This is a genomic window from Microvirga sp. TS319 (assembly GCF_041276405.1).
Taxonomy (GTDB): Bacteria; Pseudomonadota; Alphaproteobacteria; order Rhizobiales; family Beijerinckiaceae; genus Microvirga.
The window spans coordinates 2,977,013-3,003,640 of sequence record NZ_JBGGGT010000002.1; the positions used below are offsets into that span (position 1 = coordinate 2,977,013).

21 protein-coding genes are annotated in these 26,628 nt (G+C 65.1%); 10 read left to right on the forward strand and 11 right to left on the reverse strand.

Features of this window, described 5'->3' with window-relative positions:
- Window positions 1-279: 279 nt before the first annotated feature.
- The 4 genes from AB8841_RS23560 to AB8841_RS23575 all read right to left on the reverse strand — a co-directional run bounded on the left by AB8841_RS23560 (window position 280) and on the right by AB8841_RS23575 (window position 4,351).
- Window positions 280-1,521, reverse strand: a complete 1,242-nt coding sequence (locus AB8841_RS23560; protein WP_370438192.1) for a porin — start codon at window positions 1,519-1,521, stop codon at window positions 280-282.
- A 502-nt stretch (window positions 1,522-2,023) separates the two neighbouring features.
- Complete coding sequence (gene hppD / locus AB8841_RS23565) at window positions 2,024-3,139, reverse strand: 4-hydroxyphenylpyruvate dioxygenase (protein WP_370438193.1); 1,116 nt, start codon at window positions 3,137-3,139, stop codon at window positions 2,024-2,026.
- Between the two features lie 85 nt (window positions 3,140-3,224).
- Window positions 3,225-3,854 carry a maleylacetoacetate isomerase gene (gene maiA / locus AB8841_RS23570; protein WP_370438194.1) on the reverse strand — a complete coding sequence of 210 codons (630 nt, stop codon included), beginning with the start codon at window positions 3,852-3,854 and terminating at the stop codon, window positions 3,225-3,227.
- The gene (locus AB8841_RS23575) at window positions 3,851-4,351 is read right to left on the reverse strand and encodes a MarR family winged helix-turn-helix transcriptional regulator (protein WP_370438195.1); all 501 of its coding nucleotides are present in this window, start codon (window positions 4,349-4,351) and stop codon (window positions 3,851-3,853) included. The genes maiA and AB8841_RS23575 overlap by 4 nt, the downstream gene beginning before the upstream one ends.
- 123 nt (window positions 4,352-4,474) lie before the next feature.
- Between AB8841_RS23575 and hmgA the strand changes: the two genes are divergently transcribed.
- Window positions 4,475-5,842, forward strand: coding sequence for a homogentisate 1,2-dioxygenase (gene hmgA / locus AB8841_RS23580; protein WP_370438196.1), 1,368 nt, complete (start codon window positions 4,475-4,477; stop codon window positions 5,840-5,842).
- A gap of 59 nt (window positions 5,843-5,901) precedes the next feature.
- Here hmgA and AB8841_RS23585 read toward each other — a convergent pair whose 3' ends face one another.
- The gene (locus AB8841_RS23585) at window positions 5,902-6,657 is read right to left on the reverse strand and encodes a hypothetical protein (protein ID WP_370438197.1); all 756 of its coding nucleotides are present in this window, start codon (window positions 6,655-6,657) and stop codon (window positions 5,902-5,904) included.
- A 5-nt stretch (window positions 6,658-6,662) separates the two neighbouring features.
- Complete coding sequence (locus AB8841_RS23590; RefSeq protein ID WP_370439351.1) at window positions 6,663-7,751, reverse strand: TRAP transporter substrate-binding protein; 1,089 nt, start codon at window positions 7,749-7,751, stop codon at window positions 6,663-6,665.
- 74 nt (window positions 7,752-7,825) lie between these two features.
- Here AB8841_RS23590 and AB8841_RS23595 point away from each other — a divergent pair, with 74 nt between their 5' ends.
- Window positions 7,826-8,845, forward strand: a complete 1,020-nt coding sequence (locus AB8841_RS23595; protein WP_370438198.1) for a fumarylacetoacetate hydrolase family protein — start codon at window positions 7,826-7,828, stop codon at window positions 8,843-8,845.
- A gap of 107 nt (window positions 8,846-8,952) precedes the next feature.
- On the forward strand, window positions 8,953-9,168 hold the full coding sequence (locus AB8841_RS23600) for a dodecin (protein WP_370438199.1): 216 nt from the start codon (window positions 8,953-8,955) through the stop codon (window positions 9,166-9,168).
- A gap of 191 nt (window positions 9,169-9,359) precedes the next feature.
- Here AB8841_RS23600 and AB8841_RS23605 read toward each other — a convergent pair whose 3' ends face one another.
- The 3 genes from AB8841_RS23605 to AB8841_RS23615 all read right to left on the reverse strand — a co-directional run bounded on the left by AB8841_RS23605 (window position 9,360) and on the right by AB8841_RS23615 (window position 13,542).
- A complete protein-coding gene (locus AB8841_RS23605) occupies window positions 9,360-10,475 on the reverse strand; it encodes an NADH:flavin oxidoreductase/NADH oxidase (RefSeq protein WP_370438200.1) in 1,116 nt (371 codons plus the stop codon).
- 149 nt (window positions 10,476-10,624) lie between these two features.
- Window positions 10,625-11,590 (reverse strand): DUF6454 family protein, encoded by a 966-nt coding sequence (locus AB8841_RS23610; RefSeq protein ID WP_370438201.1) that lies wholly within the window; start codon window positions 11,588-11,590, stop codon window positions 10,625-10,627.
- Between the two features lie 131 nt (window positions 11,591-11,721).
- The gene (locus AB8841_RS23615) at window positions 11,722-13,542 is read right to left on the reverse strand and encodes an ABC-F family ATP-binding cassette domain-containing protein (protein ID WP_370438202.1); all 1,821 of its coding nucleotides are present in this window, start codon (window positions 13,540-13,542) and stop codon (window positions 11,722-11,724) included.
- Between the two features lie 112 nt (window positions 13,543-13,654).
- On the opposite strand from AB8841_RS23615, the gene AB8841_RS23620 reads away from it, so the two are divergent.
- Entirely contained in the window at window positions 13,655-15,700 is a 2,046-nt protein-coding gene (locus AB8841_RS23620; RefSeq protein ID WP_370438203.1) for a sensor histidine kinase, read from the forward strand.
- A gap of 6 nt (window positions 15,701-15,706) precedes the next feature.
- On the opposite strand, the gene AB8841_RS23625 is transcribed toward AB8841_RS23620, so the two are convergent.
- A complete protein-coding gene (locus tag AB8841_RS23625; RefSeq protein ID WP_370438204.1) occupies window positions 15,707-17,119 on the reverse strand; it encodes a coniferyl aldehyde dehydrogenase in 1,413 nt (470 codons plus the stop codon).
- A 242-nt stretch (window positions 17,120-17,361) separates the two neighbouring features.
- Between AB8841_RS23625 and AB8841_RS23630 the strand changes: the two genes are divergently transcribed.
- The 6 genes from AB8841_RS23630 (at window position 17,362) to AB8841_RS23655 (ending at window position 25,455) form a co-directional block, all read left to right on the forward strand.
- Complete coding sequence (locus AB8841_RS23630; protein ID WP_370438205.1) at window positions 17,362-18,993, forward strand: ABC transporter ATP-binding protein; 1,632 nt, start codon at window positions 17,362-17,364, stop codon at window positions 18,991-18,993.
- A 40-nt stretch (window positions 18,994-19,033) separates the two neighbouring features.
- Window positions 19,034-20,470 carry an aldehyde dehydrogenase family protein gene (locus tag AB8841_RS23635; protein WP_370439352.1) on the forward strand — a complete coding sequence of 479 codons (1,437 nt, stop codon included), beginning with the start codon at window positions 19,034-19,036 and terminating at the stop codon, window positions 20,468-20,470.
- Between the two features lie 196 nt (window positions 20,471-20,666).
- Window positions 20,667-21,839, forward strand: coding sequence for a class C beta-lactamase (ampC, locus tag AB8841_RS23640; protein ID WP_370439353.1), 1,173 nt, complete (start codon window positions 20,667-20,669; stop codon window positions 21,837-21,839).
- A gap of 162 nt (window positions 21,840-22,001) precedes the next feature.
- Entirely contained in the window at window positions 22,002-23,483 is a 1,482-nt protein-coding gene (locus AB8841_RS23645; protein ID WP_370438206.1) for an ABC transporter substrate-binding protein, read from the forward strand.
- Between the two features lie 185 nt (window positions 23,484-23,668).
- The gene (locus AB8841_RS23650) at window positions 23,669-24,616 is read left to right on the forward strand and encodes an ABC transporter permease (protein ID WP_370438207.1); all 948 of its coding nucleotides are present in this window, start codon (window positions 23,669-23,671) and stop codon (window positions 24,614-24,616) included.
- Window positions 24,613-25,455 (forward strand): ABC transporter permease, encoded by an 843-nt coding sequence (locus AB8841_RS23655; protein ID WP_370438208.1) that lies wholly within the window; start codon window positions 24,613-24,615, stop codon window positions 25,453-25,455. Before AB8841_RS23650 ends, AB8841_RS23655 begins: the two co-directional genes overlap by 4 nt.
- A 109-nt stretch (window positions 25,456-25,564) precedes the next feature.
- Here AB8841_RS23655 and AB8841_RS23660 read toward each other — a convergent pair whose 3' ends face one another.
- Entirely contained in the window at window positions 25,565-26,554 is a 990-nt protein-coding gene (locus AB8841_RS23660; RefSeq protein WP_370438209.1) for an LLM class flavin-dependent oxidoreductase, read from the reverse strand.
- Window positions 26,555-26,628: the final 74 nt, after the last annotated feature.

Genomic DNA, 26,628 nt, shown 5'->3' on the forward strand with positions numbered 1-26,628 from the left:
ATGGCCGGACCAAGTCCGGCCATGACGACCGGTCGCCAAGACGAGCCGGGGGCGAACAATGGCCCCGAACCTTACCGACCTGGCTGTGCAGGACTGTTCGAATGATGCGGCCACCAGCATCGGACGAGACATCGGACCCGCATCCCATGCTGTCAGTCTATGATCTTAAGCATCTTCTCACGCAAAACCGAATCCGCTCTCCCGAGCGATGCACGAACGTGAAAAAGAAAACCCCGGTGTTGCCACCGGGGTTTCCTCTCGCCAATCGGGTTGAGCCGATTAGAAGTCACGCTGAACGCGCAGACGGCCTTCCCAAGCGCTGCGGTTGTCGCGCACGCGGCTATCGATGACCACGGGCTGTTCCGTATTGATGTTCGCGTAGAGGACCTCAGCGCCGATAGTCAGACCGGAGACCGGCGACCACAGCAGGTTCGTGCCAACGCGCCACTCGTTGAAGTCGAACAGGTCGCCCACATCGCCGCCGTAGTTCACGCGAGCGTACGAACCGAACACGTTCTGGCGGAGTTCAGGGGTCCAGTAGTGACGCAGGCCAGCGGCGATCTGCCAGCCGCGGCCGGTGTCGATCTCGCCGTCTTCGTCGATGAAGGCATCGACGACAGAACCGGAAACGCCACGGATGCTGGAGGAGCTGCCGAAGCCGAGATAGCCGAGAGCGCCGTCAGCATAGGTCGCAGCGAGCCAGAAGGTGTCGCCAGCGCCGAGCATCGGGAGGTTGAAGTTGAACTGGCCCGACACGGCGAAGCCGTAATCGGTGTCCGGGATGATCACGTCAGCAGGAGTGACGCCGGCGATCGCGGCGCTGCGGAGCTGATGAACAGCACCCGACAGCTGAGCCGAGCCCCAGGTGCCCGTGTACTTCACGTTCGCGACGACGTCGGGAGCGCGCTGACCGGCCGGGAAGAAGGCAGGCACAGCACCAAACGCCGTGCCGGCAAAGCGGCCTTCTTCGAGCGACAGCGAGGCCGAGAAGCCATTGCCGAACGAGAAGGTGTAGGCCAGCAGGTTGACGTTCGGCTGGTCCGACCAGCGAATCGTGCCGAAGGACTGGGTGTCGATGTCGCCGTTGTCGAAGAAGGTCTGAGCGCGACCGGCGGTCAGGCCACCGAACTGCACGAAAGCCTGGTCGACGTTGGGATCGGTGGCCTTAGGGCCATACGAGCCGGTGTCGCGGGTCATCTCGAAGCGGACGAACGTGCGCAGCAGGCCGTAGGCCGTGGCGGTACGAGCGTCGATGTTCAGACGGCCACGAGCGCGGAAGCCGATCGTGTCGTTGGCGCGAGTAGCCGGCTCAAGATAGCGGTATTCAGCGCGGACACGGCCACCAACGCGGAGGCAGGTCTCCGTGCCGGGGATGTAGAAGAAGCCTGCGCCGTAGGCGGAGCAGACGCGAACGAACTCAACAGGAGCAGCCTTCTTGACGGGAAGGTCAGCAGCCTGAGCCCCGGCAACAGCAGCAAAACCAGCAGCCGATCCGAGGAGAAGGCTCTTAACGAGCTTCATGGTAAACCTCCAAAGTTTCGAGACCCTTGGGGGGTCGGGTTTTTGTGCTTTGAAGGCCAAAGCCCCAAACACCTCCCTTTTCCCCTAGTGATCTGATGGCCCGCCTTTTGGCTGGAGCCGATCAAATGACGACTGGGGTGCCCCCGTCGCTGGAGCCACATTAGCCAGAGCGATCCGCCAAGCAACCGAATGAAGGCATAAACTGGGCAACCTGGAGGGCTTTTCACCGGCATGTTGCACAAAGGCAACGTTTTCATTCCCGGCTGTTTACTGTTCGTAAAACTTTGAGGCCAAACCCTAACAAACCCTTAATTTGCAAGGGTTATTGGTTGAAGCACGGTGGCTGCAATCATCGTCGCCCGATCCGATTTTGCGGCATCACGAAGGGGTGAGCCTGTGAATAAGTCTGTCCGCAATTGGGGCGAAGACGGGCGTCTTACGTCAAAATTGAGAAGGCCGGGACATGCCCGGCCTTCCAAGAATCGCGTCGATGTCGGCCGTCTCAAGCGGCGCTTGGTTTCAGGACGCCGCGACGAATCTGGTCCTCCTCGATGGATTCGAAGAGCGCCTTGAAGTTGCCTTCGCCGAATCCCTCGTCACCCTTGCGCTGGATGAACTCGAAGAAGATCGGTCCGATCGCCGTCTTGCCGAAGCGCTGAAGCAGCACCTTGGTGAAGCCGCCTTCCACGACGCCCTCGCCGTCGATGAGAATGCCGTTCGTCTGCAGCCGCTCGATCGGCTCCTCGTGGCTCGGAAGGCGCTTGTCGATGCGAGAATAATAGATGTCGTTCGGAGCGGGCATGAATTCGAGCCCGTTCGCGATCAGGGTCTCGATGGATTCGTAGAGATCGTGCGAACCCAGCGCCACATGCTGGATGCCCTCGCCCTTGTATTCCTGCAGATACTCCTCGATCTGCCCGGTCTCGCCCGCATCCTCGTTGATCGGGATGCGGATCTTGCCGTCGGGGCTCGTCATGGCGCGCGAATGCAGGCCCGTCAGCTTGCCCTCGATGTCGAAGTAGCGGATCTGGCGGAAGTTGAAGAGGCGCTCGTAGAAACCCGCCCATTCGCTCAACCTTCCGCGATAGACGTTGTGCGTCAGGTGATCGATGTAATAGAGGCCGACGCCCTTGGGCTTCGGATCCTTCTCGCCGAGCCATTCGAAGTCGACGTCGTAGATCGAGCCCTTCGCGCCGTAGCGGTCGACGAAGTAGATCTGCAGCCCGCCGATGCCTTCGATGGCCGGAATCTCGAGCTCGTTGGGGCCCCGTTCCGTCTGCACGGGCTTGGCGCCCATGGAGAGCGCACGGTCATAGGCATATTTCGCGTCGACCACGCGGAAGGCCATGGCCGGAGCCGAGGGACCGTGCTGGCTGGCGAAGCGCTCGGCGAAGGAGCCGGGCTGCGCGTTGACGACGAAGTTGATGTCGCCCTGCCGGTAGAGCAGCACGTTCTTCGAACGGTGCCTGGCGACCAGGCTGAAGCCCATGGTCTTGAACAGCCTGTCGAGAGCCTGCGGGTCCGGGTGACAGAACTCCACGAACTCGAAGCCGTCGGTTCCCATCGGGTTGTCTTCGCTGATGGCCGGCGGCGGTGCGTCATGCGGGAACGGTCCCATGGCTTTCCTCCTGTTGCGGATGCAGTCCCTCGTAGGGCTGCTCCTCTTCACCACGCGCAGGACCGCGGGCGGTCCTTGCGCCCATTCATCGAACCGCGTCCGGCTGGCGTTCCGGCGCGGCATCCTGAAAGGCGCGGAGTTCGGCGCAGGCCGCATCCACCGCGACGATCTTCGGATAGGCATCGAGCGAGATGTTGAAGCGCCGCGCATTGAAGACCTGCGGCACGAGATAGAGATCGGCGAGCGAGACCTGCGTGCCGAAGCCATAGGGGCCGGGTTCGATCAGAGCCTCGATGGCGTCGAAACCGTCGCGCACCCAATGGGCATACCAGGCATCCACGGCGGACTGGTCGTGCCCCAGGGTTCGCTTGAGATAGCGCAGGGGTCCGAGATTGTTCAGAGGGTGAATATCGCAGCCGACGATGGCCGCGATGGCGCGCACCTTCGCGCGGCTCAGCGCATCGGCCGGCAGCAGGGGCGGATCGGGGTAGACCTCGTCGAGATATTCGAGAATGGCCGGGGACTGGATGAGGACGGGGCCGCCGAGATCCAGGGCCGGCAGGCGCCGCTGCGGATTGACGGCGCCGTATGCCTCGTCGCGCTGCTCGCCATCGAGAAGGTTCACCGGCACGGATTCGTAAGGCACGTTCTTCAGGTTGAGTGCGATCCTGACCCGATAGGCCGCCGAGGAGCGGAAATAGGTATAGAGCTTCACTCTCGAGCCTCCCCCTCCGGCGTCAGCTGCCGCGCGTGACCGCTCAGGCGGTCGATGAGCGAGCCGAGGAGCTTCTGCTCCTCCTCCGTGAGAACGGACACGAAGCGCTCCTCGAAAGCGAGAGCCTCGGGAGCCAGGGCCTCGTAGATCCCCCGTCCCTCCCCGGTCAGTTCGAGCAGTTCCTCGCGCCGGTCGTCCTGGTTGGGGCGCCGGGCGATCAGCCCGCGCTGCTCCAGGGCGGCGACGGCTCGCGAGACGGTGGATTTGTGCATGACCGCATGGGCCGCGATGTCCCGGGCCGTCCGGAACTCGTACTGCCCGAGGGTCGCAACCACCCGCCAGGCCGGGATCGAGAGGCCGAAGCGCTCGGCATAGATCTGCGCCAACGCATTGGAGGCCAGGCTCGCCAGCACGTTGAGGCGGTACGGCAGGAAGCGCTCCAGGATGACCATGGAGCTGGAGGCGGGCTGTGTCTTCGCTGCGGATTGCCGGGTCATGGTTGACAATAATTCGTTGCGCATGCAACTAATAGGTCAAATTCGTTGCACAAGCAACTAGATTTGCGGACCGAGTGGTCAATATCCATTCCACCGATCGGTTCCATTCCAGGGAGAGCGCTCATGAACGTTCAGAAGGTCTCTGGCTTCGAATCCCAACAGCCCCGCCGCAGCGCCATCGTGCCCGGCTACATGTCCGGCTTCGGCAATTCCTTCGAGACCGAAGCGCTCGAGGGGGCGCTCCCCCTCGGGCGCAACTCGCCGCAGAAGATCAACTACGGCCTCTACGCGGAGCAGCTCTCCGGCTCGCCCTTCACCGCGCCCCAGGCCACGAACCAACGCTCCTGGCTCTACCGCATCAGGCCTTCGGTGAAGCATTCCGGCCGCTATGTGAAAGTCGACAAGGGCCTCATGCGGACCGCCCCCGGTGCTCGCGACGAAAGCGACCTTCCCGTCGGACAGCTGCGCTGGGACCCGACGCCGATTCCGGACGAGGCTCTGACCTTCGTGACAGGCCTGCGCACCATGACGACGGCCGGCGATTCCGACACGCAGGTCGGGATGGCCGCGCATGTGCTGCTCGTCACGCGTTCCATGGAGAACGACTATTTCTTCAACGCGGACGGCGAATACCTCGTCGTGGCGCAGCAGGGGCGCCTGCGGTTTTTCACCGAGTTCGGGATCATCGACATCGAGCCCGGGGAGATCTGCATCATTCCCCGCGGCGTGATCTTCAAGGTCGAGCTCCTGGACGGTTCCGCGCGCGCCTATGTGTGCGAGAATTACGGCGGTTCCTTTACCCTTCCGGACCGCGGTCCCATCGGAGCGAACTGCCTCGCCAACCCGCGCGATTTCCTGACGCCGGTGGCGGCCTACGAGGACAAGGAGGCCCCCTCCTTCCTGTTCGTGAAATGGGGCGGGGAACTCTACCGCACGGAGATCGGTCAGTCCCCGCTCGACGTCGTGGCATGGCACGGCAACTACGCGCCCTACAAATACGACCTGCGCCATTTCTCGCCGGTCGGCGCGATCCTGTTCGACCATCCGGACCCGTCGATCTTCACCGTGCTCACGGCGCCCTCCGAGACGCCGGGCACGGCGAATGTGGATTTCGTGATCTTCCCCGAGCGCTGGTCGGTGGCCGAAAACACTTTCCGCCCGCCCTGGTATCACCGCAACCTGATGTCGGAATTCATGGGGCTGGTCTACGGCGTCTATGACGCGAAGCCCGAAGGCTTCGTGCCGGGCGGCATGTCGCTCCACAACCAGATGCTTCCGCACGGACCGGACGCCACCGCCTTCGAGCATGCGAGCAATGTCGAATTGCAGCCCGTGAAGCTCTCCGGCACCATGGCGTTCATGTTCGAGACCCGCTTCCCGCAGCGCGTCACGCGATACGCCGCCCAATCGCCAACGCTTCAGGACAATTACATCGATTGCTGGAAGGACCTGCAGAAGCACTTCGATCCGAACCGGCGGGAGCCGGAATGAGAATGGCGTGCCTTTCCGCGAGCCGGAGAGGCCGCGCCGCAATCGTCGCATTGTCGGGCTCAGAGCCCTGGATCGAAGGTCAATCCATCGCCGATGGCGTCGAGAGTGAGAGGGGCACGGCGAGGCAGCGTCCTCCAGGTCGCCCTGGTCGGGACGTCCCTGGAAATATGCCCCACCGCTGTTCTCACCTTGCGGGTGAGATAATTGGCGCTGATATCCGTGGTCCTGCCGCTGGCGCGATGCGTGTTGAAGCGGTCGAACCCGATGAGCTCGAACCGGCCGTTTCGATACTGAAACTTGTGAGTGGCCGTGAACATATCCCATCCGCCTGCGGTCATGAACAGGTGGAGAGTGACCGCGAGCACGCCGCGTTCGACCGCGATGCCACCGTTGTCCTCGCCAAATGGATCCTCCTGCACCGGATCCCCACGGCGCGGAATGAGCGTGTGGTTCTCCAATCCCAGGACGTAGTCTCCCGAAGGACCACTGCGAAACGCCACCGCCAGAATGCGCGGGTTCGTGTCGAACGGGTTCTCGCCGAGCCCCGTGTTCTCGAGCACGTTCTTCGGATCGTCCTGCCGAAGCAGGAAGGCCAGGTCGTCGATGCCGTCCCGGTCGAGATCGCCGGATGCTCGCGCCTCGATCCTCCAGCCCTGAGGCACGAATCCTTCCGCGGACGCCGCCTGCTTCGGCAGGCTCGGATAGGTGACCTCAGGAACCGCAAGCTCCTGCGCAGCGGCGAGGTCGCTCCCGCCGCCGCATGCGAGGCAGAGGAGAAGCGCCGATGAAAATGCTCTTCTCCCCTGCGGCTTCATCGGACTTACGACCGGCCGCGCGTGCGGATCATGAAGGTGTCGAAGGCGTATTCGTTGAGCTGCCACCAGGGCAGGACATCGTTGCGATAGGCCACCATCGAGTCGTAGGCCTTCTTGAAGTTGGCGTTCTTGGCCGAGAGCTCGTCGTAGAGCTCGTTGGCGGCCTTGAGCGAGGCTTCCATGATTCCCTGCGAGAAGGAGCGCAGCTCCGCGCCGCCGCCGACCATCCGGCGCAGGGCCTGGCCGTTCACGGCATCGTACTTCGCCAGCATCCAGTTGTTCGCGGCCTCGGCGGCGTTCGACATGATGGCCTGGTAGTGCTTGGGCAGCTCTTCCCACTTCTGCTTGTTGATGACGAGGTGCAGCATGGCGCCGCCCTCCCAGAAGCCGGGGGCGTAGTAGTATTTGGCGACCTTCAGGAAGCCGAGCTTCTCGTCGTCGTAGGGGCCGACGAACTCCGCCGCGTCGAGGGTGCCGCGCTCGAGAGCCGGATAGACGTCGCCCGGCGCGATCTGCTGCGGGACGACGCCGAGCTTCGCCAGCACCATGCCGCCGAGGCCGCCGATGCGGAACTTGAGGCCCTTCAGGTCGTCGACGGAGTTGATCTCCTTGCGGAAGAAGCCGCCCATCTGGGCGCCGGAATTACCGCAGACCAGCGAGGTGCAATTGTATTTCGCCAGGATCTCGTTGATGATCTCCTTGCCGCCGGCGAAGTGCCACCAGGAATGGGATTGGCGCGCGTTGAGGCTGAACGGCAGGCCGGTGGCGACGCCGAGCGCCGGCTCGCGGCCGATGTAATAATAGGTCGGCGTGTGGGCGCATTCGACGGAGCCGTTCTCCACCGCGTCCATCGCCTGGAGGCCGCCCACGATCTCGCCGGGCGCGAAGACCTGGATCTGGAACTTGCCGTCGGTCGCGTCCGCCATGTACTTGGCGAAGGTCTGGGCCGTGCCGAAAATCGTGTCGAGCGACTTGGGGAAGCTCGAGGTCAGGCGCCAACGGATCTCCGGCATCGACTGCGCGATGGCGGGAGCCGCCACCGTCGTGGCCGCAGCCGCAAGGCCGGCCCCCTTCAGGAAGTTTCTTCTCTTCAACGTTGTCATTGGCGTTTCCCAGCAGACTCTTTCGTTGCAAGCTCGATAAACCACGAACAACCAGGTGGGTGGCTATGAAGCTTTCCTCGCTCAAACAGGGCCGTGACGGCCGGCTCGTAATCGTCTCGAGGGACCTGACCCGCGCGACGGACGCATTTTTCATTGTTCCGACGCTTCAGCAAGCCCTTGATGATTGGGAAAAAGTCGAGCCACGCCTGCGCGACCTCGCGGAACAGCTCGAACACGGGTCCGTGCCCTCCTTCCGGTTTCACGAGCACGACTGCGCTTCGCCCCTGCCCCGCTCTTACCAGTGGGCGGACGGCTCGGCCTATGTGAATCACGTAGAGCTGGTGCGCAAAGCCAGGGGAGCGGAGATGCCGGCCTCCTTCTGGACCGATCCGCTCATGTATCAGGGCGGCTCGGATTCCTTCCTCGGCCCCCGCGATCCGATCCCCGCCCAGGACGAGGCCCACGGCATCGATTTCGAGGCGGAGATCGCCGTGATCACGGCGGACGTGCCCATGGGCGCGACCCGGGAGGATGCCGCCGAGGCCATCCGCCTCGTGGTTCTGGTCAACGACGTGTCCTTGAGGAATCTCATTCCCGGAGAGCTCGCCAAGGGCTTCGGCTTCTTCCAGTCGAAACCCTCCTCGGCCCTGTCGCCGATCGCCGTCACGCCCGACGAGCTCGGCGACGCGTGGGACGGCGGCCGCCTCCATCTGCCCCTGCTGTCCAGCCTCAACGGCAAGCCCTTCGGCAAGCCTGATGCCGGGGTGGACATGACTTTCGACTTCCCGACCCTGATCGCCCACGCGGCCAGGACCCGGCCTCTCGGGGCGGGCACGATCGTCGGCTCCGGCACCGTCTCCAACAGGGGCGCGGACGGTGGCCCGGGCCGGCCGGTTTCCGACGGGGGCCTTGGCTATTCGTGCCTTGCGGAGCAGCGCACGGTCGAGACCATCCTGCACGGCGAGGCCCGGACGCCCTTCTTGCGCGTCGGAGACCGTGTCCGCATCGAAATGAAGGACAGGGCTGGCCATTCGATCTTCGGCGCCATCGAGCAGGAGGTGGAGGCCTATCGGACGGACCGCTGACGAGCCCCAGGCGAGGGACGCCCGAACGCCGGCCTGGGAAATTCGGCAACTGGGAAAATCGGCGAGACGCTCTACGTCCATGCCTGCGACATGGCATGGAGCCCCTAATGAACGATCACGTCTACAAAGTCGTCGAACTCGTCGGCTCGTCGGAGACGAGCATCGAAGATGCCATCCAGACGGCGATCAAGCGCGCCAGCCAGACGTTGCGAAAGCTGCGCTGGTTCGAGGTCCTGCAAACCAGGGGCCACGTGGAGAACGGCGAAGTGCGCCATTATCAGGTGCTTCTGAAGGCCGGGTTCACCCTGGACGAAGGCGGCTAGAGCATCGGACGTGAAAAGGGGAAACCGGTTTTTCGTGAAAAGATGCTCAAAAACATAGACTTGGAGCATCGGAGGTCGGAAGTGGTTTTTCCCATTTGGGATTCCATCCCCATCCATCGTCTTGCCTCGACGGCATTCCCGAAGCCGCGGATGCCCGGCTCAGGGCCGGGCATGACGATGACGAGGAGTCTTCAGTCGTCCGCCCGCATGTCGAAGAGGTTGGGATACTGGCGCGGCTGCGAGCGCAGATACTGATCGGGCGCCTTGACGGCGGCTCCGAAATGGGCGGCCGCGTGCCACGGCCAGCGCGGATCGTAGAGAATGGCGCGGGCCAGGGCGATGAGATCGGCGTCGCCCGTGGCGAGGATCGCCTCCGCCTGGACGTAGTCGGTGATCAAACCGACCGCGATGACGGGCATCTTCGTGGCGGCCTTGACGGCGCGGGCCAGCGGCACCTGGTAGCTCGGCCCCACAGGGATCTGTTGCGCCGAGGTCAGCCCTCCGCTCGAAACGTGGATCGCATCGCAGCCGCGGGCCTCGAGCGCCTGTGCAAAGGCGACAGTCCCCTCGATCGACCAGCCGCCCTCGGCCCAGTCGGTGCCCGAAACGCGCACGGTCACGGGCCGCTCCGCCGGGAAGGCCGCGCGGGTCGCCTCGAAGACTTCGAGCGGGAAGCGCATCCGGTTTTCCAGCGAACCGCCGTATTCGTCCGTGCGCTGGTTCGACAGCGGCGACAGGAACTCGTGCAGCAGATAGCCGTGAGCCGCATGGATCTGGACCGCCTCGATCCCGAGGCGGGCCGCGCGCTTCGCCGATTCGGCGAAGGCGTCACGCAGGCGCGCGAGTCCGTCCCGGTCCAGAGCGGCCGGCGAAACGTCGCTTGGAGCATAAGCGACCGCCGACGGCGCTTCCGTCCGCCACCCGTTGGAATGATCCGGCGAGATCTGGTGTCCGCCCTTCCACGGCACCTCCGTGGATGCCTTGCGCCCGGCATGGGCCAGCTGAATGGCGAGCGGCATGTCGGACCATCTTCGGACACTGTCCAGGACCCGGCCCATGGCGGCTTCGGTTTCATTCGAATAAAGGCCGACATCCCCATAGGTGATGCGCCCTTCGGGCACGACGGCGGTCGCCTCGATCGTCAGGAGCGCCGCACCGGACATAGCCAGATGCCCCAGATGGATCACGTGCCAGTCGGTCATGCACCCGTTCTCGGCCGAGTACTGGCACATGGGGGCGATCACGATCCGGTTGGCAAGGTCGAGCTTTCCCACCCGGAGGGGTGTAAACAATTTCGCAGGCGCCATCGGCAATCTCTTCTTGTGTAGCGGGTGAATGCGGGCTTGTGGCCGTCCGGGCTAAAACGCGCGACGGCTCCAAAAGATCTGAATGAAACGCGATCGGCCGCAGCAGGCGACGGCCGCCGCTGCGGGCCGGGCTCGACCGGGCTGGGCCGCTACTTGACCTCGGCCTCGTAGATATAGAGCACGGACTTGTCGTCCTCGGGCATGAAATAGCCCCGGATCCCCGCCTCGCTCGCCTCCATCCAGACCGGATTGTGGGTCATGTCCATTCCCCCGGCCGTCCAGAGCAGCACCGGGGTCTGGAAGATCGGGCGGCCGTCGGTGAGACTGACGAGATCGAGCCCGCCGAGCCGGAACGGCCCCGCATCGGGCGTGATCCGCATCTCGGTGACGCCGGAGCACAGCATCCGGTGCTCGCCCGCATATTTGCAGTCCTGATAATCAAGGTAATGCGACGTGTTGAGGGTTCTGAGCTTCTCGGGCGCCTCGTCCCCGTTGGTGGGTTTGCCGTCGGAGCCGAGAGTCCAGCGGTAGAACCGGCGCGAACCCCAGCTCACCCCGTGCAGGGAATTGTCGTCGGTGTCGTGAACCAGGCCGCCGATATGGTCCGCGAAGCGGAACATCTCCTCCGCCTTCATGGTCTCCGGATCGACCCGGTAGATGATGGCGCGGCTGTTGGGCCGGTATTCCGCCACCGGCACCCAGATGTAGCGCCCGTCGTAATCGATCCCGCCCGGATGATAGACCGAGCCCTCCCCGAGGGTGATCTCGGACACGAGGTTGCCCTTCATGTCGATCTTGAAGAGATGACCGACGCCCGCGCCCGTGTCCCGGTCGTAGCCGTCCACCGGCTGCGGAAAGCGCTTGGTCGGTTCCTTGATCTCCACCGACGAGACGAACAGCGCATCGCCGATCTTCACCATACCCTGCGGATGATGGGTCACGAAATTGATCGGCACGGCCGTGACGGGCTTCCACTGCGTCCCGCGGGACAGCTTCGTGACCCGTTCGGCCAGGACGTTCCGGTCGAGATCGGCGGCCTGCAGGATCGAGGGCATGACCGCCACTCCCAGCATCGTCAGAAACACGCTCAGGCAACGTCGTGAAAAGCGATCCATCGCACTCCTCCGTGGTGGCGATCCGCTTCTAGCGAGCGGGTGATGTCACTTTAGTGTCGAGTCCCGATCCTGAGCAATGCCGCTGGGTCATGCTGACCACGCGGGATGATTCGGAGCGCGATGGCTGGGTCCTACCCCTCCAGCTCTTCCCTCAGCATCTCCAGTTCGAGCCATCGCTCCTCCGCCGCGTGCAGGTCCGCCTGGAGCTGCGAGAGCGCGTCCATGGCCTTCTGGAAGCGGGCCGGATCGCGGGAATAGAGCTCGGGATCCGCGAGGATCTCCTGGACCTTCGCGATCTTGGCCTCCAGCTCCTCCATGCGCTTCGGGAGCGTCTTCAGGTCATGCTGCTCGTTGAATCCGAGCTTGCGCTTGCCCTGGGCCGGAGCCGCCGCCGGCTTGTCCGCCTTGGGCTCGCCGTTCCTGGGTTTCGCCTCCTTGTCGACGGTGCGGGCCTGCACGCCCTGGCCGCGCTGGGCCACCATGTCGGAATAGCCGCCCGCATACTCGATCCAGCGCCCCTCGCCTTCAGAGACGAGGACGGAGCTGACCGTGCGGTCGAGGAAGTCGCGGTCGTGGCTGACCAGGATCACGGTGCCGGAATAATCCGTGATCATCTCCTGCAGCAGGTCGAGGGTCTCGAGATCGAGGTCGTTGGTCGGCTCGTCGAGGACGAGAAGGTTCGAGGGCTGCGCCAGGGCCCGGGCCAGCATGAGCCGGTTGCGCTCGCCGCCGGAGAGCACGCCGACCGGGGTGCGGGCCTGCTCGGGCGAGAACAGGAAGTCCTTCATGTAGCCGATGACGTGCTTCGTCTGCCCGCCGATGGTGACGCTGTCGCCGCGCCCTCCGGTGAGGGTCTCGGCCACGGTGGCGTTGGGATCGAGGCTCGCCCGGCGCTGGTCCAGTGTGACCATCTGCAGGTTCGCGCCGAGCCGGACCCGGCCGGAATCCGGCTCGAGCTGGCCCGTCAGCAGGTTGATGAGGGTGGTCTTGCCCGCCCCGTTCGGCCCGATGATGCCCAGGCGGTCGCCGCGCAGGATGCGTAAGGAAAGGTTCGCGACGATGGGGCGCTCGCCGTAGGATTTCGAGACGCCCTCCGCCTCCACCACGAGAGTGCCGGACTGCTCGGCTTCGGCGAGGGTCATGGAGACCGTACCGACCGCGCGCGTCCGGTCCCGGTACTGCTGGCGCATGGCATGCAGGTTGCCGAGGCGGCGGACGTTGCGCTTGCGCCGCGCCGTCACACCGTAGCGCAGCCAGTCGGCCTCGGCGACGAGCTTGCGGCCGAGCTTGTGATGTTCGGCCTCCTCCTGTTCCAGGACCTGATCGCGCCACTCCTCGAAATGGGCGAAGCCCCGGTCCATGCGCCGGGTGCGGCCCCGGTCGAGCCAGACGGTGGACTGGGACAGGCTTTCCAGGAACCGCCGGTCGTGGCTGATCAGCACGAGTGCCGAGCGCAGGCCCTTCAGCTCGCCTTCGAGCCATTCGATGGCCGGCAGGTCGAGATGGTTGGTGGGCTCGTCGAGCAGCAGGATATCGGGCTGGGGCGCAAGGACATGGGCCAGGGCCGCCCGGCGGGCCTCGCCGCCCGAGAGATCGGCAGGCTTCTCCTCGCCGGTCAGGCCCAGCTGCTCCAGCAGATAACGCGCCCGGTAGGGATCGTCGCCCGGGCCGAGCCCTGATTCCACATAGGCCAGCGTATTGGGATAGGCGCTCAGGTCCGGCTCCTGAGCCAGGTAGCGCACCGTGGCGCCCGGCTGCACGAAGCGCTTGCCCCTGTCGGCCTCGATCTGGCCTGCGGCAATCTTGAGCAGGGTCGATTTGCCCGAGCCGTTGCGGCCGACGAGACAGGCTCGCTCGCCTGGTGATACGGAGAGGTCCGCGCTCTCGATCAAGGGCGTTCCGCCGAAGGTGAGCGCAATGTCCTGGAGGTGGAGAAGAGGAGGAGGAGCCATTCCTGCTCCCCTGACACCTCTTGCCTGAGGATGCAAGCACGCTTGTCGTCCTTACGGGGTGGACGCTCAACAATCTTTATGGTCCCCTGCACCTCTCAGACTAGGCATCTGCATGACTCTGACGAGACGTTTGCTCCTCCTGGCCTTGATCTCCGTTCTGCCTGCACTCGTCATCTGGGCATTTACGGAAGTCTCGCTGAGACGTGCCCGGCAGGCCGAAATCAGCGAACTCGTCATCCGCCAGGCGACGCTGGTGGCCTCGGAGGTCGGCCACATCTTCGATGGCGTTCACAGCCTTCTTCTGGCCATGGACGAGACCCCTTCCATCCGGTCCTTCGACATGCCGGCCTGCAACGCCTATCTGCGCTCCGTGCATCAGAAGGTTCCGCACATCATCGCCTTCGTGGTGCTCGACCTCGACGGAGCCGTCCGCTGCAACGACAGAGGATTCATCAACGCCGACCTGCGCTTCCGAGACCGACCCTATTTTCAGGACAGCATTGCCAAGAGAGCGTTCGCCATAGGAACCTATACGGCCGAATTCACCGAAGCCGGACTCGGCGCCTATTCGGTCATTCCCCTGTCGCTGCCGATCTGGGGAGACGACGGCCACATCATCGGCGTCATTGCGGCCGCCATGGACCTGCGCTGGCTCGACAGGGAATTGAAGGAGCGCGTGCTCGCGACCGGCGGCTCGCTCACCCTCGCCGACAGGAACGGCATCATCCTCTCGCGGGAACCCTATCCGGACAGGTTCATCGGAACCAAGCTTCCCGACGAATTCTCCAGGCGCCTGTCGGCCAAGGATACCGGCAGCTTCACGGCGAACAGCCTCGACGGGGTGAATCGGATCTTCGGCTTCATTCCCGTGGGCCGCCCTCCCGCCGAGGACATCTATGTGAGCGCGGGCCTGTCGTCGAAGGTGGCGTTCGCGACCATCAACGAGGCGGCGAAGCGCGGCTTCCTGCTGATCGCGGCGGCGCTCGTGCTGGCCCTCTCGCTCTCTTGGCTGGCCAGCCGCGCCTTCATCACGAAACCGTTCGAGATCATGACCAACGCCGTTCGGGACTGGCGGCGCGGCGACTATCAGGCCCGCATCGACCTGCCGAGGAATTCGGGCGAACTCGGTCTCCTCGCAAAAGCCTTCAACGATCTCATGGATGACGTCGGCGAGCGCCAGGAGGCCCTGAAGGCGAGCGAGGAGCGGGCCCGCCTTGCCCTCGAGGCCGGGCACATGGGCACCTGGTGGTACGATCATCGCAAGCGCATGGGTGGATGGTCGAACCAGGCGGCCGTCCTCCTGGGCCTGCCCGTGTCGCAATCGCTCAACAACGTGCAGGAGTGGAAGTCGATCGTTTACCCGGACGACATACAACGGGTCCTCGAGAAGCTGCGCGCGGCCGTTCTCGGCAACGGCAACTACGAGGACGAGTACCGCGTGCGGCGCCCCGACGGAACGGTGCGCTGGATCGGATCGAGGGGAAAAGTGTCCTTCGACAGCCGGAAAAAACCCGCCTTCTTCGTCGGGATCATTCAGGACATCACCGAGCGCCGACAGGCGGACGAGCAGCAGCGCTTCTTCCTCGACGAGCTGAACCACCGGGTGAAGAACACGTTGGCCACCGTCCAATCCATCGCCTCCCAGACCCTGCGCTCATCCAAGAGCCCGGCCCAGTTCAAGGACTCCTTCGAGGGGCGGCTGCTCGCCCTTTCGATGACCCACAACCTGCTGACCCTGAAATCCTGGCGCGAAGCCGATCTGCACGATCTCATCGAGCAGGAGCTCGCCCCCTACAAGCGGGAAGCGGACGAGAGGGTCGTACTCAGCGGCCCGAAGGTGAACCTGCCTCCGCGCTATGTCATCAATCTCGGCCTCGTCCTGCACGAGCTTGTCACGAACGCCGCCAAGTACGGCGCACTCTCCATCCCGGCGGGACGGCTCGAACTGTCCTGGGCGGTCGTGGAATCCGAGGACCGGCCGGCCCATCTGCGCATCCGGTGGTCCGAGACCGGAGGTCCGCCGGTGCAGCCCCCCAAGCGCCAGGGCTTCGGATCGCGCCTCATCCGCCGCAGCATCGAAAGCGAACTGAACGGCACCATGGTGCTCACCTTCGGCCCGACAGGCGTCTCCTACGACATCTCCATTCCGCTGCCGTGACCGGCTTCATCGCAGCAGGAAGGACAGCATGCGCTCCACGCGGCGGCCGTAGGGCGGCCTCGTCATCCCGGCGCCGTTGACGCGGCCCTGGCGAAAGACGGAACGGGCATGGCTGAAGGTCCTGAATCCCGCCTCGCCATGATAGGATCCCATGCCGCTTGCCCCGACGCCGCCGAAGGGCAACTCTTCCTGCACGCAATGGAGCAGGGTCTCGTTGACGGCGACGCCGCCGGACGAGGTCCGATCGAGCACCCGCTTCACGAGCCCCTTGTCGCGGCTGAACAGATAGAGCGCGAGGGGATGCGGACGATCGTTGACGAAACCGATCGCCTCCCCGATCGTGCCGTAGGAGACCACGGGCAGCACGGGGCCGAAGATTTCCTCCTGCAGGACGGCGGCATTCGCGCTCACCCCGGTCAGGACCACCGGTTCGAGCTTGCCCGCGGCAGGATCGAACCTTTCCCCGGCCGGATTGATCGCGTGTAGGACGGCTCCCTTCGCCTCGGCGTCCGCCACGAGGCCGCGCAGGCGCTCGCCGTGCCGTTCGCTGATGATGGCCGTGTAGTCCGGATTGGCCGCGAGCGTCGGATACAACCGGCCCACCGCGTCCCGGAAGGCACGGAGGAAGGCTGCCTCCTGCTCTCGTGCAACCAGCACGTAATCGGGCGCGATGCAGGTCTGGCCCGCGTTGAACAGCTTGCCCACGGCGATCCGCTCGGCGGCCGCCGGAATCGGGTAATCGGGCGCGATGATCGCCGGCGACTTACCTCCGAGCTCCAGCGTCACCGGGACGAGGTTCTCGGCGGCCGCCTTCATCACGTCGCGCCCCACGGCCGTCGAGCCGGTGAAGAACAGGTGATCGAAAGGCAGGCGCGCGAAGGACCCGGCCACGTCCGCGCCGCCCTGCACGACCGCCGCCTCGCTCTCGTCGAACACCTCTCCGATCACCTGCGCCAGGAGCGCCGAGGTGCGGGGCGTCAGTTCCGAGGGCTTGACCATGATCCGGTTGCCGGCCGCCAATGCGCCGGCGAGCGGCGACAGGGCGAGCTGCACCGGATAATTCCAGGGACTGATGATCCCGACGACGCCGAGGGGCTGATAGTGGATGCGGCCCGAGGCCATCTGAAACATCATCCGAATCGGCTGTCTCCGAGGCTTCATCCAGCGGCGGAAATGCTTTCGGGCATGACGCAGCCCGGCCACGACGGGATAAAGATCGGCGAGCTTCGTCTCGTGCGCGGAACGATGTCCGAAATCCTGAGCGACCGCGCGCGCGAAATCGTCCGCATGGCGGACCAGCGCGGCCGCGAGCGCCTCCAGAGCCTCGTCACGCCGGGCGACCGAGAGAGCCCCGTGCTCGGCCAGGGCGCGCCTCTGCCCGTCGAACACCTCCCGGAGCCGCCGTTCGGAAGGCGCCACGCCCGCAGACGAAACGCTCGGAGATGAAACGCTCGGAGATGAAACGCTCGTAGATGAAACGCTCTCTTGCACCGGGCACGAACTCCGCCTGAACCATGGCCAGGATATGGGAGCAGCGGGACGCTTCTCAACCGAGCGGGTTTTCAAGTCCCAAAGACTTGTGACGGATTGACGAAGGGGCCGTGGGGCGAAGATGCTGCCGTCCTTGTCGGGTTTCCTTGGCCCGCAGCAGGAGATTCTGAGTGAACGGCCCCTCCCCCGTGCTGTCGATCGAGAACCTGTCCATCGGACTGCCCGCCCGGTCGGACCGGCAATATGCGATCAGGGACCTGTCGCTGACGATTCGGCCGGGACAGACGCTCTGCGTCGTCGGGGAGTCGGGGTCCGGCAAGTCCATGACCGCCATGGCGGCCATCGGCCTGCTGCCGCCGGCCGTGAGCGTTCTGTCGGGCGCCGTCAGGCTCGACGGGCGCGATCTTCTCGCCCTCGACGAGGCGGGATGGTGCGACGTGCGCGGACGGGACATCGGCATGGTGTTCCAGGAGCCCATGACGTCGCTGAACCCGGTCATGCGCGTGGCCGACCAGATCGCCGAAACCTTCCGGGCCCATGGCCTGCTGAGCCAGGCCGACCGCGCCAATCGCGCCCTCGAGCTGCTGACCGAGGTGAACCTGCCCCATCCCGAACTCATCGCCCGGGCCTACCCGCACGAACTCTCTGGGGGCCAGCGGCAGCGGGTGATGATCGCCATGGCACTGGCCCTGGAGCCGAAACTCCTCATCGCGGACGAGCCGACGACCGCGCTCGATGTCACGACGCAGGCCCAGGTGCTTCGCCTGATCGACAACCTGCGCCGGAAAAGGGGCACGGCGGTTCTCTTCATCACGCACGATTTCGGCGTCGTCGCCGAGATCGCCGACCGGGTCGCCGTGCTTCAGAACGGCGAGCTGGTGGAACAGGGAACCGCGACCGAGGTGCTGACGAGCCCCCGGCACCCTTACACGAAACGTCTGCTCGAGGCCGTGCCGTCGCTCACGCCGCCGCCTGCGAAGCCCCTTCAGCACGAGCCCATCACCCTGAAGGTGAACGCTCTCACCAAGACCTATGGCGGCCGCGGCCTCTTCGGCAGGAGCCGCGAGGTCAAGGCCGCGAACGCGGTGACCTTCGACATCCGGCGCGGCGAGACCTTGGGCCTCGTGGGCGAGTCGGGCTCCGGCAAGTCGACGGTCGGGCGCTGCGTGCTGCGCCTGATCGAGCCCGACGGCGGAAAGATCGAAATCGGGGATCTCGCCTTCAGCTCCCTGTCGCAGCACGATCTGCGCCCGCATCGGCGCAGGATCCAGATGGTGTTCCAGGATCCCTTCGCGTCCCTCAATCCACGGCGCAAGGCGGGCTATCTCATCGCGGAAGGTCCGATCACGCAAGGGGTGGATCCCGAGCAGGCCTTTCAGGACGCGCGAAACCTGCTCGAGAAGGTGGGCCTGCCCGCGCAGGCCGCCGAGCGCTATCCGCACGAGTTTTCCGGCGGCCAGCGCCAGCGCATCGGCATCGCCCGGGCTCTCGCCATGAAGCCCGATGTCCTGGTGGCGGACGAGGCGGTATCCGCCCTCGACGTGTCCGTGCAGGCCGAGATCCTGAAGCTGCTCAAGGGCCTTCAGGAGGAACTGGGTCTGTCCATTCTCTTCATCACCCACGATCTGCGGGTCGCCGCCCAGATCTGCGACCGCGTGGCTGTCATGCAAAAAGGTCGAATTGTCGAAATGGCCGAAACCGCACATTTGTTTGCGAACCCGCGCGATGCCTATACGCGCCAGCTCCTGGCCGCCGTGCCGGGACAGACCCGAACGATTGCCCGAATGATTGACGGAGCCTAGACCGGTGAACGACCAGCTCAACCCGCATATCGCACCCGACATGATTTTCGGGCATCTCATCGGCGGCAAGGAGGTTTCAGCCTCCGACGGCATGATGCTGGACGTCGTCTCGCCGGTGGACGGCGCCCTCTTCGCCAAGATCGCGTCCGGCACGGCGCAGGACGTCGATGCCGCGGTCAGGGCCGCGCGCAGCGCCCTCGAAGGACCCTGGGGCAAGCTGACGGCGACCGAGCGCGGGCGCCTGCTGATGAAGCTCGCCACCATCGTCGAGGCCTATGCGGACGAGCTTGCCGCCCTGGAGAGCCGCGACAACGGCAAGCCCCTGCGCCAGTCGCGCGCCGACGCCATCGCGCTCGCCCGCTATTTCGAGTTCTACGGCAGCGCCGCCGACAAGCTGCACGGCGACGTGATTCCCTATCTCAACACCCATTTCATCGGCGTCGAACGGGTGCCGCACGGGGTCACGGGACACATCGTCCCGTGGAACTATCCGATGCAGATCTTCGGTCGCTCCGTGGGCGCGGCCCTGGCGGCCGGCAACGCGACCGTGGTGAAGCCCGCGGAGGACGCGTCCCTCACCATTCTGCGGGTATCGCAGTTCGCCCGCGAGGCGGGCTTCCCCGACGGCGCGCTCAATGTCGTCACGGGCCTCGGCCGCACGGCGGGCGCCGCGCTCTCGGCCCATCCGGGAATTGACTTCCTGTCCTTCACGGGCAGCCCGGAAACCGGCACCGCCGTGCAGACGGCCGCCGCGAAGAACCATGTAGGTGTGACCCTCGAACTCGGCGGAAAATCGGCCCAGGTGGTCTTCGACGATGCGGATCTCGAACGCGCCCTGCCGACCCTCGTCAACGCGATCATCCAGAACGGCGGTCAGACCTGCTCGGCGGGAAGCCGCCTGCTGATCCAGCGCGGCATCTTCGACGATGTCGTGAACGCCGTCGCGGAGCGCTTCCGGGCGCTGCGCGCGGGCCATCCCGAGCGCGAGCCCGATCTCGGCCCGATGATCAACCAGGCCCAGCAGCGCCGCGTCGTCGGCTATCTGGAACGCGCCCGCAACGAGGGCCTTCGCATCATGGGCGAAGGGGTCGTGGCGCTCGATGCGCCGGCCGAGGGCTTCTACGTTCCGCCCGTCTTCTTCGCGCCGGTGCCGCATCAGAGCCTCCTCTCCCAGGAGGAGGTGTTCGGTCCGGTTCTCGTGGCGACGCCGTTCGAGGACGAGGCCGAGGCGGTCCGGCTCGCCAACGGCACGCCCTACGGCCTCGCGGCTGGGGTATGGACGCGCGATGCCATGCGCTCGACCCGCGTGGCCCGCGCCGTGCGGGCCGGCCAGGTCTTCGTGAACTGCTACGGCGCCGGCGGCGGAATCGAGCTGCCCTTCGGGGGCTTCGGCCGCTCGGGCCACGGACGCGAAAAGGGCTTTGAAGGTCTGATCGAGTTCACGACCACCAAGACGCTCGTCATCGCGCACGGATAGAGCATTGTTCGGCGAAGGGCATCGGCTTCGCCGTTCAAGAACGCAGCCCGCCGAACAAGGGAGCTGTTGCCGCGCAAGCGCATCGTGCGAAAAAGTGGCCCCGGCTTTTCGCCAGAACGATGCGCTCTTTCCAAGAAGGGAGCAGCCTGCGGGCGCTGCATTCGATGGCCGACGTGAAAGGAACAGATCTTTGCCGTTGCGTCTTTCCTTCAGACTTGCCTCCAGACTTTCAGCTCCTCTTCTTGCTTTCCTCCTCGGCGGCCTGTCCTATGCGCTCGGCGCCGAAGCAGACCGGGACGCCGAGGTGCGGCAGGTCGTCGACGAGGCGATGAAGCCGGTCATCGCGCAATATGACATCCCCGGGCTTGCCGTCGCCGTGACGCTCGATGGAACGCGCCATTTCATCGAATATGGCGTCGCCTCGAAGGAGCCTCGGGTTTCCGTGACCCGCGACACGCTCTTCGAGCTGGGCTCCGTCAGCAAGACCTTCACGGCCACCCTGGCGGCCTATGCGGAGATCGAGGGAAAACTGTCGCTGAACGATCCCGTCAGCCGGCACATGCCCGAGCTGCGGGGAAGCGCGCTCGACAAGGTGCGGATTCTGGATCTCGCGACGCATACGGCAGGCGGTTTCCCGCTCCAGCTTCCCGCTCACGTGAAGAACGAGAGACAGCTCGTCGCCTATTATCGCGACTGGAAGCCGCAATTCGCTCCCGGAAGCTCCCGCAGCTATGCCAATCCGAGCGTCGGCCTTCTCGGCTTGATCACCGCGCGGGCCATGGATGAAGCCTTCGGGACTCTCGCGGAGCGCCTGTTTCGCGAACTCGGGCTCCGGCGCACTTATGTGAACGTTCCCGCGGCGGAGATGAAATCATATGCCTGGGGGTATGGCCGCAACGGTCAGCCGGTCCGCGTTTCGCCCGGTCTTCTCGCGGCGGAGGCCTACGGCGTGAAGTCGAACACGGCGGACATGATCCGCTTCATCGAAGCGAATATGAGCATCGGCCCGGTGCCCGCGAAGATCGCCCGCGCCATCGGGAGGACGCAGACCGGGTATTTCCGGGCAGGCGACTTGATCCAGGACATGATCTGGGAGCAGTACCCCTACCCCGTCCCGCTTGAGACGATCATTGCCGGCAACTCCTCGACAATGAGCATGAACGCCGTCCCGGCGACCGCGATCGATCCGCCCATGGCCCCGCGCGGGGACGTGATCCTCAACAAGACGGGATCGACCAACGGTTTCGGCGCCTATGTCGCCTACATTCCCGAGAAGAAGACCGGAATCGTCATGCTGGCGAACAAAGCGTTTCCCAATGATGCACGGGTGAAGGCCGTCTATCACGTGCTCTCGCGCCTGGCGCGATAGCCGCGCCCCTCTCCGGCGGGTCGCTTTTCGAGAAATTCAGGCGTTCGAAAGTCCGCCGATCCTTCAAAAATCGACGGGGAACATCTTCCATCCGCCGTCACACTGCGTAAGCTGAGGGCCAATACGACCCTCGCTCCTTGCTACCGGATGGAGTTCCGCCTTATGTCGAAGCGTTTCCTGGCCGCCGCCCTTCTGCTTTCCGTGAGCGCCTTTCCAGCCTTCGCGGCCAAGAGCTCCCTGGTCGTCGGCATGCCCATCGAGCCGCCGGGTCTCGATCCGACGATCGCCGCGCCTGTCGCCATCCGCGAGGTCACCCTGGCCAATCTCTACGAGGGCTTGGTGCGCATCGACAGAAACGGAAAGGTGCAGCCGCTTCTCGCGAAAAGCTGGGAGATCTCGCCCGACGGGCTCACCTACACGTTCCATCTGCACGAGGGCGTGAAATTCCACGACGGCACCGCCTTCGATTCCGGCGACGTGAAATTCGCCTTCGACCGCGCCCGCGATCCGAAATCCACCAACGCCCAGAAGCAGATCTTCGCGCCCATCGACAGCATCGAGACGCCCGATCCCGCGACCGTGGTGATCAAGCTGAAGGAGACCTCCGGCAACTTCCTCACCTATCTCGGCTGGGGCGATGCGGTGATCGTGGCGCCCGAATCCGCCGCCGGCAACGCGGCCAATCCGGTCGGCACAGGTCCGTTCAAATTCAAGTCCTGGACACGCGGCGACAAGGTCGAACTCGTCAGGAACCCGGATTACTGGCAGAAGGACAAGGTGAAGCTGGAGAGCGTCACCTTCCGCTTCATCAGCGACTCGCAGGCACAGGTCGCGGCCCTGCGCGCGGGCGACATCGACGCTTTTCCGAACCTCGCCGCGCCGGAGCTTTTCGCCGAGTTCCAGAAGGATCCGCGCTTCAAGGCCGTGGCCGGCAACACGGAGGGCGAAACGGTCGCCGGCATGAACAACGCCAAGAAGCCGTTCGACGACGTGCGCGTGCGCCGCGCCCTCATGCATGCCATCGACCGCAAGGCGCTCATCGAGGGCGCCTATTCCGGCTTCGGCACGCCCATCGGCAGCTTCTTCTCGCCCAACAATCCGGCCTATGTGGACATGACCGGCGTCATTCCCTACGATCCCGAGAAGGCCAAGGCTCTGCTCAAGGAAGCGGGCTATGGCAACGGCCTGTCGATCTCGATCAAGACGCCGCAGATGGCCTATGCGAGCCGCTCGGCCGAGCTGATGGCGGCCATGTTCGCGGAGGTGGGAGTCGAGCTGAAGATCATCCCGACGGAATTCCCGGCGAAGTGGATCGAGGAGGTCTTCAAGAACAAGGATTACGATCTCACCATCGTGTCCCACACGGAGCCGCTCGACATCGATATCTTCGCTCGCGACAACTACTATTTCAATTACAAGAACGACACGTTCAAGGCTCTGATCGCGGACGCCGCCAGGACCACGGACGAGAAGGCGCGCTTCGCCAAATATGCGCAGGCGCAGAAGATCCTGGCCGAGGACGTGCCCGCCCTCTTCCTGTTCCAGTTGCCGAAGCTCGGCGTATGGAACGCGAAGCTCCAGGGCATGTGGGAAAACTCGCCGATCCCGATCAACGACGTAACGGAAGCGTCGTGGACGGAGTGAAGCACGCACTCACCCCTCTTCCCTCCCCCTCGCGGGAGGGATTAGGGTGGGGGTGTCGGCGCGAACGCGCATAGGCTACCGCTCACACCCCACCTCCATCTCCCTCCGCAAGGGGGAGTGTCGATCGGCATTCCATGAATCGCTTTCTCGTCAAGCGCGTGACTCGCACAGGGCCCATCTAGGCCATGCTCCGCCTCATCACCTCCCGCCTGATATCCCTCGCCGTGACGCTTGTGCTGGTCTCGCTGGCGATTTTCCTGATCCTGGAAGTACTGCCGGGCGATCCGGCCGCGATCATGCTGGGCACGGCCGCGCGGGAGGACACGCTGGCGGCATTGCGGCAGGAACTCGGGCTCGATCAGCCCGCCCTCGTCCGCTACGTTCACTGGATCGGCGGCCTTCTCCATGGCGATCTCGGCACGTCCATCACCTACAAGATGCCGGTCTCGACGCTCGTGGCCGAGCGCATGAGCGTCACGCTGCCGTTGAGCCTGCTCGCGATTCTCATCTCGACCGCGCTCGCCCTGCCGCTCGGGGTCGCAGCCGCCGCGCGGCGGGACGGACCGGTGGATCGCGCCGTCCTGGTCTTCAGCCAGATGGGAGTCGCGGTGCCGAATTTCTGGATCGGGCTCTTGTTCATCCTGTTCTTCTCGACCCGCCTGGGCTGGTTTCCCGCCGGCGGCTTTCCCGGCTGGGAGGCAGGATTGTGGCCGGCCTTCCAGGCTCTGCTTCTGCCCGCCGTGGCGCTCGCCCTGCCCCAGGCCGCCGTGCTGACCCGCGTCACGCGCTCCGCCACGCTCGAGGTCATCGCGGCTGATTTCGTGCGCACGGCGCGGGCGAAGGGCGTGAAGCGGGGGGCTACCCTGCGCCGGCACGTGGTGCCGAACGCCCTCATTCCCGTCACCACGATCCTCGGTCTTCAGCTCTCGTTCTTTTTCGGCGGCGCGATCCTGGTCGAGAACGTGTTCAACCTGCCGGGGCTCGGCCGTCTCGCGTATCAGGCTCTCAACCAGCGCGATCTCGTGGTGATCCAGGACATCGTGCTGATCTTTTCCGGCCTCGTGATCGTGGTCAATTTCCTCGTCGACATCGGCTACACGTTTCTCGATCCGCGCCTGAGGAGCCGGGCATGACGCTGCGTTCCCCCATCCGGCTCAACACCGCCCTCGTGGTCGGCGGCATTCTCACGGCGCTTCTCATCGCCACCGCCCTGCTGTCCCTCGTCTGGACGCCGGAGGTGCCCACCCGCGTGCGGATCGCCATGCGCCTGAAGGCGCCGCTGGAAGCGGGCCTTCTCGGCACCGATCACTTCGGTCGGGACGTGACGTCGCTGCTCATGGTCGGAGCCTGGAACTCGCTCGCCATCGCGTGGCCCGCGGTTCTCCTTGGCGCCGCGATCGGCACGGCCATCGGCACCAGCGCGGCCGCGTGGAAAGGCCTCGCCGACGAGATCGCCATGCGCGTGTCGGATGTCGTCTTCGCCTTTCCGGCCGTGCTCTCGGCCATCATGATCGGCGCGCTCGTGGGGTCCGGCCCGCTCGCCGCCATCCTGGCCATCGCGGTCTTCAACGTGCCGGTCTTCGCGCGGGTCTCGCGCGGCGTGGCGCTGCAGGTCTGGGCCCTCGACTACATCGCGTCGGCCCGCGCCATCGGCAAGCATCCTTTGCGCATCACGTGGGAAGACGTGATGCCCAACATCGCGGGAGCGCTGATCGTGCAGGTCACGATCCAGCTCGCGCTCGCCATCCTGACCGAGGCGGGCCTGAGCTATCTGGGCCTCGGCGTGCGCCCGCCCAATCCGAGCTGGGGGCGCATGCTGAGCGACGCGCAGACCTATCTTTCGCAGGCCCCTCACCTCGCGATCGCGCCGGGCGTCGCGATCGCGCTCTCGGTGCTCGGTCTGAACCTGCTGGGCGACGGCCTGCGCGACGCGCTGGATCCTACGCTCAAGGACCGTGGCGCGACGGCTTGATCCGCATCAAGCATCGGACGTGGAATCCAACCCACATCCGATGCTCGGACATTGTGGTTCCGAGCATCTTTTCAGGCAAAACCGGGGCTCGCTTCCCGCGTTCGATGCCCTACCCCATCGTCTCCTGCACATCCGCCAGGATCTCGTAGGAGCGCAGGCGCTTTCCGTGATCGTAGATGGCCGAAGCGACGATCAGCTCGTCCGCGCCCGTCTGCTCGAGGAAGCCTTCGAGTCCTTCGCGCACGGTCTTCGCCGAGCCGACGAAGGAGCAGGCCAGCATGGCGGAAGCCTGCGCCTTCTCGGCGGGCGTCCAATAGGTCTCGATATCGTCGATGGGCGGCTGCAATTTCCCGCGCGTGCCGCGGAACATGTTGGTGAAGGCCTGCTGCGCCGAGGTGAACAGAACCTTCGCCTCCTCGTCCGTATCCGCCGCGATGACGTTCACGCCCACCATGGCATAGGGCTTGTCGAGCTGGGCGGAGGGCTGGAAGCGCTCGCGATAGACCTGAAGGGCCTGAAACAGCGCGTTCGGGGCGAAATGCGACGCGAAGGCATAAGGCAGGCCCAGCATGGCGGCGAGCTGGGCGCCGAAGAGGCTGGAGCCCAGAATCCAGATCGGCACGTTGCTGTCGGTTCCGGGCACGGCCTGGATCGCCTGCCCCGGTTGCAGCGGCCCGAGCAGCGCCTGCAGCTCCAGCACATCCTGCGGGAAGGTGTCCGCGCTCGTGGGGTCGCGGCGCAGCGCCCGCATGGTGCGCTGGTCCGTGCCGGGAGCCCGTCCCACGCCGAGATCGATCCGGCCCGGGAAAAGCGCGTCGAGGGTGCCGAACTGCTCGGCGATGATCAGCGGCGCATGGTTCGGCAGCATGATGCCGCCCGCGCCCACGCGGATCGTCTTCGTGCCGCCGGCCACATGCGCGATCGCGATGCTCGTCGCGGCGCTGGCAATGCCAACCATGTTGTGGTGCTCGGCCAGCCAGAATCGGCGATAGCCCCATCGCTCCGCGTGCTGCGCCAGGTCGAGGGAATGGCGCAAGGCATCGGTGGGCGTGGCCCCTTCGGGAACATGCGCGAGGTCGAGGATGGACAGCGTAGGCATGGGCACGTCTTTCTGAGGCTTTTCGGGCAAGGATCAGGTCGGGCAAGGATCAGGTTGCCCTCAGATCAGCACTC